The sequence below is a fragment of the Niabella pedocola genome (genome assembly GCF_021044425.1).
GTDB lineage: Bacteria > Bacteroidota > Bacteroidia > Chitinophagales > Chitinophagaceae > Niabella > Niabella pedocola.
The window spans coordinates 2777188-2790792 of record NZ_JAJNEC010000005.1 but is presented as its reverse complement, the minus strand read 5'-3'; the positions used below and the strand labels follow the sequence as shown (position 1 = coordinate 2790792).

The 13605-nt window shown below is 48.7% G+C and carries 7 protein-coding genes; 1 reads left to right on the top strand and 6 read right to left on the bottom strand.

Features of this window, described 5'->3' with window-relative positions; translation table 11 throughout:
• Positions 1 to 158: 158 nt before the first annotated feature.
• Positions 159 to 1382 carry an FtsX-like permease family protein gene (locus LQ567_RS18985; RefSeq protein WP_231007225.1) on the bottom strand — a complete coding sequence of 408 codons (1224 nt, stop codon included), beginning with the start codon at positions 1380 to 1382 and terminating at the stop codon, positions 159 to 161.
• Positions 1383 to 1480: 98 nt separating this feature from the next.
• The gene (locus tag LQ567_RS18980) at positions 1481 to 1864 is read right to left on the bottom strand and encodes a ribosome-binding factor A (RefSeq protein ID WP_231007224.1); all 384 of its coding nucleotides are present in this window, start codon (positions 1862 to 1864) and stop codon (positions 1481 to 1483) included.
• 67 nt (positions 1865 to 1931) lie between these two features.
• Between LQ567_RS18980 and LQ567_RS18975 the strand changes: the two genes are divergently transcribed.
• Complete coding sequence (locus LQ567_RS18975) at positions 1932 to 3749, top strand: ABC transporter ATP-binding protein (protein WP_231007223.1); 1818 nt, start codon at positions 1932 to 1934, stop codon at positions 3747 to 3749.
• Positions 3750 to 3911: 162 nt separating this feature from the next.
• Here the strand turns inward: LQ567_RS18975 and gltX are convergent, their stop codons facing one another.
• From gltX to LQ567_RS18955, 4 genes are all read right to left on the bottom strand, one after another.
• Entirely contained in the window at positions 3912 to 5441 is a 1530-nt protein-coding gene (gene gltX / locus LQ567_RS18970; RefSeq protein WP_231007222.1) for a glutamate--tRNA ligase, read from the bottom strand.
• Positions 5442 to 5531: 90 nt separating this feature from the next.
• Complete coding sequence (locus tag LQ567_RS18965) at positions 5532 to 8405, bottom strand: S9 family peptidase (protein ID WP_231007221.1); 2874 nt, start codon at positions 8403 to 8405, stop codon at positions 5532 to 5534.
• 216 nt (positions 8406 to 8621) lie between these two features.
• Positions 8622 to 11759 (bottom strand): glycosyl hydrolase, encoded by a 3138-nt coding sequence (locus tag LQ567_RS18960; protein WP_231007220.1) that lies wholly within the window; start codon positions 11757 to 11759, stop codon positions 8622 to 8624.
• Between the two features lie 37 nt (positions 11760 to 11796).
• On the bottom strand, positions 11797 to 13587 hold the full coding sequence (locus tag LQ567_RS18955) for a RagB/SusD family nutrient uptake outer membrane protein (protein ID WP_231007219.1): 1791 nt from the start codon (positions 13585 to 13587) through the stop codon (positions 11797 to 11799).
• Positions 13588 to 13605: the final 18 nt, after the last annotated feature.

Below are 13605 nucleotides of genomic sequence, written 5' to 3'. Positions count from 1 at the left end.
CGTACCAGGTACTAAAATATTTAAGATGGTTAGCGTTAAAAGCGGTAACCATTTTTTTATGGCGCCTTATTGTAATGTTCCAGGTTTCAGGTTTAACGTTTCAGGTTGGGGCTTCGGAAACATCAGGAATATTAAAAGCGGAAACTGTTTTTAGGTTTTTATTCGGCCTTTAAAGAGAATTCTTTTCTGGAGGCTTTACGGGCCGGGGTCCAGGAGGCTATAAATGCGATCACTGAAACGGTTACGGCCACCAGCAGGAAGTCTCTTAATTTTAATGTTACCGGGAAATAATCGATCAAAAAGGAGCCGCCCTGCAAGGGTACCAGGTGAAACTGCTGTTGGAGCACTACCAGCAAAAGTGCCAGCAGCATGCCCATGCCGCCACCGATGGTGGCCAGCAAAAAACCTTCGCTGAGGAATACCTTCAGGATAAAACCCCGGTTGGCGCCCAGTGCATTCAGCACACTGATGTCTTTTTGTTTTTCCAGCACCAACATCGTAAGTGCCCCTACCATATTAAAGGCAGCCACCACCAGGATCAAACTCAATATGGCATAAAATACCCAGCGCTCCAGGTTCATAATGGAATAAAGACTCTGGTTTTGCTGGTAGCGGTCCTGTACCTTATAGTTCTTGCCAAATAATTGCTGAATGGCCTGTTGAATCTTTGCCGTTGCCGAGGGGTCCGTTACTGCAATTTCAATGGCACTGAAAGCACCGGCGTCCAGTCCCATCGCCTGTTTCAGAAAATCGATCTGTGTAAGGGCGTATTTATTATCAAAATCCTGCTGAATGACAAAGGTGCCGGCGCTTCGTATGGTGTCCGGCGTAATATTGCTGGCTGCATCAAAAGCTTCCGATTCACTTTTCCGCGGAATATAAATGCTAATGGGCTCAGCCTTGGGCGTAGAGCGGATGCCCAGGGAGCCCTCGATACCGCCTCCCACCACCAGTTTGGGATGTGCTGCGGTTCCGATATCAAACCGGCCGTTTACCATATGACTGGTAATGCCGTTGACCGTCTTAAACCGGTCGTCGACCCCTTTTAAGGAAACAAGCGCCTGGTTATCTCCGTTGCGGAGAATGGCCTTTTCTTCTACTACCAGCGAAAAGCTGCGGAGGCCACCGATACCCCGTAATTGCTGCAGTTGTTTTTCATCCAGTGTGAGGTATTTCCCGGATGCCGGCGAAACCCGGATATCCGGGTAAAAAGACGAATACAACGATTTTACCAGTCCCTCAAAACCATTAAATACACTCAACACCAGGATCAATGCCGCGGTGCCGATCATGATCGCCACAATGCAGATCCACGCGATGATGTTGATGACGTTGGTTGACTTCTTTGCCCTGAAATAACGCCAGGCGAATAGGAATTGCAATGGATATGATTTTGATGATGATGCAGCAATCAGCTTTTTTGCTTTCAGCCATTAGCTGATGCATAACAGCTGAAGGCCGATCGCTGATAACTGAAAGCTTACTGGTCCTCCGGCTTCTGGTTCTGTTTCCGCTCCTCCTCTATTTTCTTAAATAGCTCTTCCATTTTAAATACATGGTCCAGCGTATCATCTGCATAAAATCTCAATACCGGTATATTGCGCAGCTGATGACGAACGGAAGCGGCCAGTTCTTTTTTTATTTCGTGATGCCGTTCTTCTACTTTTTTCAGTGCTGCCGCCGCATCGGTTACCTGGAAGAAGCTCAGGTAAAAACGTGCTTCCAGCAGATCCGGTGTTACTTTCACCCCCGATATGGAAACCATTCCACCCTCCATCATATTCAGCCCAAGCCGCTGAAAAATGCCATTCATTTCTTCGTTCAGCAGCGCTGCCACCTGTTTTTGCCGTTTACTTTCCTGCATAATCTTCTCTTTCTGTTCCGTGTAAAATTAGTTACTTTACAGGTTTTAGTGCACACAACCTTCCGGAATGAAAAAATATTCAAGGATTTTACACTACCTGCGCCCCTATAGACGGGATATCCTCCTGTTTTTTTTATATACCGTTTTGTCCATTGTTTTCTCGCTGTTCAGCTTTGCGCTATTACAACCTTTTTTTGACATTATCTTCTATGGTGATAAGAAGCCGGCGCTGGTTGCCGAAACTGCACCTAATATCTTAACAAATCTCAAAACTCTCCTTATCAGTTTGGTGAATGGAACACATCTCAGTGCCGTACAACTACTGGGGGCCATTTGTGTGGTATTGGTGATTTCCATTTTTCTAAAAAACCTGTTCCTTTACCTTTCCTCCTATGTATTAAATCCTATCAAGAATAAGATCGTAAATACCTTCCGGTCAGATATTTATGACAAAATATTAAAGTTACCGATCGGTTATTTTACAGAACAGCGAAAGGGCGATATTCTCAGCCGGGTCACCAATGATGTAAATGAGGTGGAAGGATCAGTTATTGGTGTGCTGGAGGGCTGGATCAAGGACCCGCTCAATATTATTTGCACCCTCATCGCCCTGTTCCTGATCAGTCCGGTTCTTACAGGTTTTATTCTCCTGTGTATTCCGGTAATTGGTTTTATCTTAGGCCGTATTTCAAAGGCCCTGAAACGCCCCTCCAATGAAGCGGCCATCAAACTGGGCGAGTCACTTTCCATCCTTGATGAAACTTTGAACGGTCTTCGCGTCATCAAGGCTTTTAATGTGGAAGGACTGTTAAAAGGGCGGTTCGATACGGTGAACGATCAGCTGATGGATGCAAAAACCCGTGTTAGTCGCCGGCGGGATATGGCCTCTCCTATGTCTGAGTTCCTGGGTGTGATGGTTTTTGTAGGCATTTTATGGTTTGGCGGGCGGCTGATACTTTCTAACAGCATTGACCTAAAGGCCCCCGATTTTTTTGCTTACCTGGCCATGTTCTACAACCTCATCAGCCCCGTTAAAACACTTTCTACTTCATTCAGCAACCTGAACAAGGGATCCGCAGCGATCAAAAGGATCGAGGAAGTGCTGAATACCCCGGTTACAGTAGACGATAATCCTAATGGAAAAACACTGGAACATTTTGAACACGAAATCGAATTCAGGAACGCTTCCTTTGCCTACAACGAACGGGTAATCCTGCAGAACATCAACCTGACCATCAAAAAGGGACAAACCGTTGCACTGGTAGGATCTTCCGGAGCGGGAAAATCGACACTGGCCGACCTGATTCCCCGCTTCCATGATGTAACGGCTGGTGAAGTGCTTATTGACGGCATCAATATCCGCGCATACTCCCTGCATTCCGTACGGAACCTGATGAGCATTGTAACCCAGGAACCCATTTTATTTAATGATACTATTGCGCATAATATAGCACTGGGCCACACATCCGCTTCAAAGGAAGCAATTGTACAGGCGGCAAAAATTGCCAATGCCCATGATTTTATCATGCAAAAGGAACTGCAGTATGATACGAATATCGGCGACCGGGGCAGCAAATTAAGCGGCGGTGAACGCCAGCGCCTGACCATCGCCCGTGCGCTTTTAAAAAATCCGCCCATCCTGATCCTGGATGAGGCCACTTCTTCCCTGGATACGGAAAGTGAACGGCTGGTACAGGACGCCATCAATAAGATGATGCAAAACCGCACCAGTATCGTAATCGCCCACCGCCTGAGTACCATCCGGAATGCTGACGAGATCATTGTATTGCAAAAAGGACAGATCGTGGAACGGGGCACCCACAGCAGCCTGATTGAGCAGAACGGCTTTTATAAAAAGCTGGTGGAGATGCAGGAAGTGAAATAGGATTTGAGATTTGCTATCTTTTTCGTATCTTAATAGATCCTCCTCAAATCTCAAATCTCAAATCTCAAATCTCAAATCTCAAATCTCAAATCTCAAATCTCAAATCTCAAATCTCAAATCTCAAATCTCAAATCTCAAATCTCAAATCTCAAATCTCAAATCTCAACCCAACAGCCCCAACGTATGCTGAATGCGTTTTATGGTTTCCGCTTTCCCCAGGATCTCTGCAATATCAAATACATGCGGACCGAATTTTCCCCCCACCAGCATAATGCGCAGCGGCAGCATTACTTCGCCGGGTTTTAGCTGGTTGGCCGCCGCTATTTCCTTGAAATTATTTTCCAGCGTTTCCGCTTTCCAGTCGCCGGTCAGTTCATAATTACGGATCACCTCGGCAAAAAACAATTGCTTGACTTCATTCCATTTGGGTTGAATGGCAGCAAGATCCATATTCTCAGGCGTTTTGAAGAAATAAGCCGTTTGGTCATAAAAATCCGTCAGCAAGCTCGCACGGTCTTTTACCAGTTGCACTACTTTCAACAACAACGGATCATCGGAAACAACAAGTCCCCTGGCAGCCAACACATCTTTCACGCGCGCGGTCAGTTCTTCCGGTGCCAGTTTTTTGATCCACTCATGATTATACCATTTCGCCTTTTCATAATCAAATTTGGCCCCGGAACTATGTACCCGGTCAATTGAAAACCGGCTGATCAGTTCATCCAGCGAAAACAGTTCCTGCTCCGTACCATCATTCCAGCCCAGTACGGCCAGCAGGTTGATGAATGCCTCTGGTAAAAAGCCTTTTTCTTTAAATCCTTCGGTAAGTTCCCCGGTTTTGGGATCCGTCCAGTTCATAGCAAACACGGGGAAGCCGTATTTGGCCCCGTCCCGCTTGCTTAATTTTCCGCTCGGCCCCAGGATCAGCGGGAAATGGGCCCATTGAGGCATATTTTCCAGTCCAAACAAGTATTTCCATAACAGGATGTGTACCGGTGCACTGGGCAGCCACTCCTCCCCACGGAATGCATGCGATATCTTCATTAGGTAATCATCCACCACCACAGCCAGGTGATAGGTAGGCATCCCATCGGCCTTCAGCAGCACTTTATCATCCACCAAAGAAGTATTAAAGCTCACGGCTCCGCGGATCATATCGGTAAAGCCAATGCTTTCATTTTCCGGCATTTTAATACGGATCACGTGCCGCGTATTCTCCTTTAACAAGCGGTCGGTTTCTTCTTTTGACAATGTAAGCGAATTCCGCATTTTGTTGCGCACCTGGTAATCATATTGCGGGGAGGGATTTTGTTCGGTTTTAAAATCCTGCCGCATCTGTTCCAGTTCTTCGGGGGTATCAAAGGCATAATACGCCTGCCCCTTTTCAACCAGCTGCTCTGCATAGGCGCGGTATAGTTCCTTGCGCTCGCTTTGGCGGTAAGGGCCATAATCCCCGCCCTGTTTTACACTTTCATCGGGCTCAAGGCCGGCCCAGGCCAAACACTGAAAAATATATTCCTCTGCACCCGGTACAAAACGGGTTTGATCGGTATCCTCAATTCTTAAAATAAAATCACCCCCATGCTGCCGTGCAAACAGGTAGTTGTATAAAACAGTCCGTACACCGCCCAGGTGCAATCCACCGGTAGGTGAAGGCGCAAAACGCACTCTTACTTTCTTATCTGTACTCATAGGCTGCAAATTTAAAGTTTCCGGTTCCAGGTTCCAAGTTTCAGTAGTTGGCTGTCAGTTTTCAGCATTCAGCACTTGGCACCTCAATCTTTATTGTTCTAATCCCCAGTTGATCCCTTTATCTACAGCCGGAACGCCTTCAGTGATCCACCGGGGTGGTCTGGCACCTTTCAGCAGCCAATCGAAGAACTGCTGTTCGCGTATGGAAATATCCTTCCGGTTTTTCCGTTGAACCAGGTTATGTTCTTCGCCGTTGTAATTGAGCATCCACACAGGTTTGCCCAGGCGGCGCATACCGGTAAACAATTCAATACCCTGGTACCAGGGCACGGCCCCATCATTGTCATTGGACATAATTACCAGCGGCGTGGTCACCTTCGGAAGGTGAAAAAGCGGCGAGTTTTCAATATACAGCTCGGGTTTTTCCCAAAGGGTAGCCCCGATACGACTTTGTGTTTTTTCGTACTGGAACTGCCGATTCACCCCGCCCTTCCAGCGAATGCCTCCATAGGCACTGGTCATATTGGCCACGGGCGCCCCGGCCCAGGCAGCGGCAAACATGGGCGTCATGGTAACAAGCTGTGCTACCTGTATACCTCCCCAGCTTTGCCCCTGGATACCCATATGCGCGGTATCTATCCAGGCATGACGGGCAAGGTCCCTGGCGCCGCTAACGATATAATCGTAGGCGCTTTGTGCAGGATGACCGATCGCATAGGAAATATCGGGCGTGAGCACCACATATCCCCGGCTTACAAAAAAAGAAATGTTTAACCGGCTGGGAGTGGGAGCCGGCGGAATATACTGGTATAAATTATCGGAAAGTTTCTCATAAAAATAAAGTAATACCGGGTACTTTTTTGTACTGTCAAAATCTTCGGGCCGGTACAGGATGCCCGTGGCCGGTTTACCGGAAAACGTGGTCCAATGGTATAAGGCAGCCGTTCCCCAGTTGTATTTTGACTGCTGGGGATTAGTGGCGGAAAGCCGCAATTCCTTTCCGTTATTAAACACATACAGATCGGGCGACTGCGTATAGCTTTCCTTTGTATAGGCATATACCGGCGCATTTTTGGCCCGGGATGCCGAATCGTAATAATAGGGCTGCTCCTGGAAAAGCTGCGGCGTAAACAGGGAGGTATTCAGCCGGTTGTTTTCCAGCATGGCAAACCCGGCTTTTTTATTCTCCGTATTAAACGTGCTCAGCAGGCTTTTATTTGCCGGGCGGATATACCGTTCTTCCGGGTCGGTTGAAAGATAGCGGTAGACTATCTGCTTTTGCCGGCCATTCTTTGTAAGGTTCACCGGGGGCTGCTTGCCCAACGGGTCTACCATCCAGATATCATAACGGTCATAAATCAGCACGGATCGGTCGCCCTCCGTCCAGCCCATCACACCATAGGGCGACGGATCATCCGGTACATCATTTTCTTCATCGTATAAAGGCGTTTTGATCGCCGCGGTAATATTACGCGCAGCAGTACCATCAAAAACAAAATAATGTTGTTGCCGGTTATCGTACCAGAGCACATATTTCCCTGAAGGCGCCATCCAGGAGCCCCTGATCTCCCCGTCCAGGTCCTTTACAGCCGGCACAACCCGGCCATCTTTGATGCTGACCCGGTACACATCTTTAGATGTACGCCCCGTCCATTGGGAGGCCACCCGCCGGCCGGTATCGGTAACAGCCGCAAAGTAATTACCGTCACTTTCCATTGCTTCGTAAATATAGGGTAGCGCTTTCCCGGTTATCTGTGTCATCCGGCTTTGATCAAAATCATAAACAGCCATATAGCTTTTTTCCTGGTCTTTTTTCTGGTTCTCCAGTTGATAGGGCTGCAGATAATCGTCCTTATAATTCCAGATGTCTACATTCACTTTGTCGATGTCCACCAGGGTAGTATCCTTCGGAGGCCGGATGGGCGCCGTGCCAAATAACAACCGGTTGCCGGATTTACTGAAACTTACTTTACCATACTCACTTACGGCGCTGCCTTTGGGAAGGAACCGGGTAAGCGTATCTACCAGCACCGTTGCGCTATCCATTCCCTGGCGGTAGTACCACAATTTGTAATTTTTTTGCGGGGCCCTGGGCCGGGCATTCCGTTCCGCTATAAAAGCCGCCCGGGAGCCATCGTCCGACAATGCCAGGTTCTTAAAACTATTGCCGCCCCGGAGCAGGGTATCGGTTCTTTTTGCGGTCAAATGATAGAGGACCATCCGGGCCGAGCGGGCGGTATCTTTCAGATCGAGGGTTTGGTAAATCAGCAGCTGGCTACCTTTTTTATTAAATATATAATCACTTACATTGGCAAAATAGTGTTGCTCGCCGGTAGCCGTATTGATCAACAACAGGCGGTTATTTTTTCCGAAATCTGTTACACTGTCTTTATCTGCATCTCCTTTGGACGGTTTGATGGTATTGATGACATACTGCAGGGAATCGATCACCTGGCGCAGGCTGTCCTTGCTCTTATCCGACTGGTACGACAGCTTTTCTTTCACCTCGTTTTTCAATAGTCCGGCCACCCACTCGTTCTGATCTTTCGGAGTTTTATAAGAGATCAGGCCCGGGAATTTCAGGATCCGGTCTTCTCCTAATGTTAGTACGGCAAATGAATCCCGGGGCATATCGGCCGGCTTTTTCTTTTTGATCCTGGCCTGCCGCAACTCACTGAAGAGCGGTTTGATCCTGAAAACCACGGTGCGGCTATCGCCGGTGATCCGGGCATCATACCCTCTTGCTATCACTTTTTTATACGATTGATCCGTGGCCTGTATCACCAGTTCATCATCCCCTTCCTGTACATTTATATTGTACACGATCCATTTGCCATTGTTACTCAAAACGGTTTTGCCAATGGATTGCCATTGGTCATAAACCGTATGATCCAATGGTTTTTTCTGAGCAGTTGCGGCAATGCACCCTGCACCTGCAAGGGCCATTAAGATCCATTTCTTCATCCAGTCAATTTTTTGGCTAAAGTATTACTATTTGTTAAAAAAGAGCACCCCTGTTTGAGGGGATTCTTTTCCAGCTGTATCTTCAGGCTACAGGCAAAACCGGCAATCCCAAGCCGCAGCCCTCTGCTGAAGGCGGCAGCACTCCTGCAACAGCAAACGGGCACCAGGATTGTTTTCCCTGATGCCCGTTTTAATCAAATGCTTCCTTGCCGGCTATCAAGGCTGTGGCAGCCGGTGCTCCGGCACGGCGATGATTTTTACCGGTCCTAATAAACCGGAAACCCGCAGCAGTTTTTCGGAACCCTCTTTTTCAAATTTTACCACGTTGGTACGGGTCTTCCGTTCCGCTTCGGGCAGTTTGCTGTCGCCGATGAGCCGGTTGGCCCAAAGGTTAACAACAGCGATGCGGATTTCGTTATTGCCTTCTTTAACCAGCCCGGTAATATCGGCCCGGTACGGGAAACACCAGGTGGTTTCCAGCAATTTTCCGTTTACGGTAATGGTAGCAAGATCCTGTACATTGCCGAGGTCGATAAAGATGCGGTTGTTTTTGAGCGCACCAGCAGGCAACGCGGCTGTTGTAGTATACGTTCCCCTGCCCGAATAAAATTTTGCGTTGGGGTCTTCCAAGTCCGTCCAGGATTTTAGTGTATCCAGTATCAGTGGAGCTGCCGGCCCCCAGGCCGGGTCAAACTGCAGCTTCCAGGGTTTACCAAGCAGATACTCCTTACTTCCTTTTTGAGGTTGCAGGGTCGTAGTTTTTCCGTTAGACCAGGTAAAGGTATAGCGCCCTTCATCATAAACAGCGGCGGTTACCTGCTGCCCGCTCCGGCTGATCTGCACCGGCACCTGCGCCTTTGCTATGCTGGTATTGCCCGGGAAAATAGCCTGCCCGTTCTGCGTGATAGCCGTAATATGCACGTCCGGAACATCCGGTTTTTTAAAAACAATAAATTTTGATCCCCCCGGTTCAAAATGAAGCGGAATAACGATGTGGTCCTGTTCCTGCCGGTACACCACAATATCCGTTACCACGCCGGTGCGGGGATCCCATAACTGCGGTATCTTTCCGGTAACACGAAAGCGGGCCTCGATCTGTTCATAACGGTCCGGTACCACCGGGAGGTACCGGTATTCAAAATCGTTGAACTGCCGGTGCTCGAACCGGTTCGATAAAAAATAAATATCGGCATTCTCCAAACGGCGGTGAATATAATCGAAGGAAGCCTGCGGTTCCGCTGCGGTGAAACTAAAGTCCGGAACGATTTTCATCGATGCCAGCACTTCATTGATATCTCTTCCCCAAATAACACGCCCCTTACCATACTGGTGCTCTGTTACAGACGAGCCATCTATATTTCCCCATAAACGGCCGGCAATACGCTCCAGCTCCTGATCGCTTTGCGGATATTGGGTTAAACCCGTGGCGGTCTTCGGGCGGGGCGCATATACGGTGATGCCTTCTTTTACAAGCTGTTCTACTTTTTTTAATACATCCAGACTGATGGAGCGCTCCGGTGGTAATACCAACAGCCGGTATTGCATTCCGTCGGGCAATTGCAGGTGGCCATCCTTTGCCGAAAGCCGCTTCAGTACTACATCACGGGAACATTTATCCCAATCATATCCAAATCGCAGTTGTGGAAATTCCTCTTTTAAAAAAACAAAATTGGGCACATCATCTCCATAATAATACAATACGTCTGCCACAAACACGCCCTGCTGCAACAGGTAGCTGGCCCGGTTCAAATAAGCAACAAACGCACCGGCCTCCTGCCACCAGGTCACATTGGGGTTCATATGCGTTCCGGCAAAATATTCATTCCCCGGCAGGCCATACTCCTGCGGCGAAGAGGTGAAGGTATGCCATACGATGCGGTTTACACCGGAGCAAAAGATACGGTCGATATTGCTTTTCAGATCTTTCGGCGACCGCTCCCATTGGGGACCGATACTGGTGGGTCCTTCGGCACCTACAAAACGTTTTCCGTTGGTATGTGCCACACTGGCACTTTGTTTTACGATCAGCCTTGCCGCGTCCGAAACCCGGTGGGTATTCGACATCGCCCAAAACTCGCCCTGCGGGAAATCGTTGATGCCCATTACCTGCAGGGCATCGATGGGAGCGGAATGCGGGCCGCCGGATTCCGGATGCATGCCCATACCGTTTTGATGGGCCGTATTATAAAATAAACGGTAGTGATTGTCCAGGATACAATCGCCCACCGTTTTACGGAAGTCGTATAAAAACCGGTTCGTCTGGTCCTGGCTTTCCACCAGGTACCCTGCCAGCACCGGCATAAACCGGCGGATATCATATCCCCTGCGGCTGCGGAACTCCGCAGGGAAATCCTGTGTCCAGTTGATCACACCCATTTCCCAGCTATCGGTTTGCAGGTAGCGCACACTGTTTCCGGCAGCCTTAGCCGTTTGGATCAAGGGGGTGATCACCGAGCGGTTAAACAAATTGAAAGCCGCCGGGCTCATATGATCCAGCGATAAGCCATTCCATCCGTCACTGGTAGTGGAGGTTACCACACCGGTGTTGGTCCAGCCATAGCGGATAATGATCCATTCGCCGGGTGGTGCCTCCCAGTTCAGCTGCTTCCCGTCAAAACGGCTGGTCAGATCAATAATGGTCTGTTGCTGCAGGGGCGTTGTTCCGGAAACCGTATCAAAGCCCGACCGGAATTTATACAACGGATAAATGCCTGCCCCACCCATGGAACGGTTAAATGTTTTTAACGACCAGTCGGAGATGGCCGCATCTTTTAACAGCACGTTACCAGAAGGTTTGCGGATGGCCTGCACCAGCACATCCCGGTACATTAATGTTTTGGGCGGCTGCGGCAGCGCCAGGGAAAGCTTTCTGCCTCCGCTGACAAGGGTATCTGCTGTAACTAACTTTTTGAGGGCATACTCCGGCGTTACAAAGGGCCCTCCGGGGTTCCAGCCGCTTTGAATGTTCACACTCAGTTCAATCCCCAGCCGGTCGGCCTCTTTTACGGCATGCTTATACAATTCCATCCATTGCGGACTCATGAAAACGGGACCGGCCGCGGTTTTCCGTGCTTCATTATAGCTGGAGCTGCCGGCATCTACCAGCGAGGCTCCGCCATACCCCTTTTTTTTCATTTCTTCCAGGTCCCGGGTAATGGATGCTTTGGTAGCCATGCTATTGAGCCACCACCAGTAACAACGCAATTTTGATTCGGGAGGGGGTGCCCCAAACCCTTTTCTGATCTGCTCAACCGGAACATTTTTGCTGGTGTGTAAATCATAACCGCCGGCCTGACCGTTCAGGAACGGTGTTCCGGCAACTAAACAAATACTTAGGAAAACAATGCGTCTCATTTGCTAAAGATATTTTATAGAATGGCTTGTTGGCGGTTTATTTATTCATCCAGTCAGGATTCTGTGCAATTACCGCATCCTTATTGGTTTCAATCACCTTTTGCGGTATGGGCCAAAGGTTGAAATTAAACGTCAGTGTAGCCTGCGCTTCCGGCCAGTAGGCATATTTTTTTATCCGGTCTACGGCAATCGTCTTACCCATCCTCAACAAAGTATTCCACCGGCACTCTTCATAGATCAGCTCCCGTGCCCGTTCGTCCAGAATTAAATTGAACTGATCATCCATGTCGGCGGCCGTAACCTTATAGCTGCACTGCGCACGGTTCCGCAGCAGGTTAATATCGCTGGCAGCGCCGGCTTTATCCCCGCTCCGCTGTTTGGCCTCGGCCCGCAGCAGGATGGTTTCGGGCAACCGGATAATGTACTCATCGCGAAAAAGGTTGCTCATATTCTCGCCATCGGCAATGCCTGTATATTTATCGGTAGCAATTTTGCAGGAAATGGGATAGCAAAGACTCCGGTTATTGATATTGGTCGTATTATCGGCACTGCCGTTGTATAATACCGTCCAGGGAACATCTTTCCTGTAATAGGACGAAGCAACCACATTGCTTTTAAACCGGCGACGGAATGCCGCATCGCTGTTGCGCATATCATCACTCCACTTGGTGCTGAAGATTTCCTCCCTTGTATAAAATGTGGGCATCATCTGTGAAATGCCGCGACCGCCAACATCTTCATTGGTTCCGGTTATATTACCGGAAGACCCATCCCTGAACACGGGCCCGTAAGTGCGCGAATACGGAAGCTTCGATTCTCCGTCTGCTGTACGGTAAGCCGCGTAATCGACCTGGGCCGCCCAGATGCATTCCTTATTGCCATCCTGGTAATTCACATTTCCTTCCTGGAATAAATCCCAGAAAACATTGGTTGCCTGCTGAATAGTGTCTATAATATTTGCTGCACCGGCAACGCCGCCTTTGTATATCGGGATACTGATGGTTAGTTCTCCCGCCCGTTTGCCAAACCTGCTTTGCATAAGTGTATACAAGCCTCCGTCTATAACGTCATTACCGTACTGGACGGATTTATCGTAGGCCGTTTTAGCCTCTGCCGTCTTTGATGCGGCATCCAGTTCAATGCCCTTTGCCAGGTAAAGCTCACATAGATTGTGCTGGGCGGCACCTTTTACCAGGCGTCCTCCGGCTACCGTTGTAGCCGGTAAATCATTTAATACGGCTTCCATTTCCGTAATCGCAAAATCGTAGGTTTCGATCCGGGTAGAGCGGGTAAAATCGTATTTGGGTATGGTTGAAATCTCCGTAACGATTGGCACCCCGCCAAATGTTTCGCCCAGGTTCCGGTATGCAAATGCCCTGAAAAAGCGTGCCTGTGCCAGGGCATATTTTTTTTCATCTTCGGTACCCCATTTCACCTGCGGCAGGTTGGCTCCATAAATGGCCAGATTGGCTTTGCTGATCAGGTCGTACCAAAAACTGTATATATTGTAAAAATTGGCATTATCCGGATTGATGTTGGCGTAGTTGTTAAAAGTACCACCTCTGCGGATGCTGGGCACATCAAACTCATCTGTTCCGTTGCCTTTAAAAATGAACATCCAGGCCTGCTCATTGGGGTTGGTCCAGGCCTCCCTGATATTGGAGTAAATACCAATGAGCACCTGATCTACCTGTGCGGAAGTTGAAAAGGCATTATCCACCGTATAGAAGGTCTCCGGTTGCTCCCGGAGAAAATCCTTGTCCGACTTACAGGCCTGCCATAAAAAACAAATCAATAATCCTGTTAAAATATGTAAGAACCGTTTCATGGTAATCAGTTTAAATGA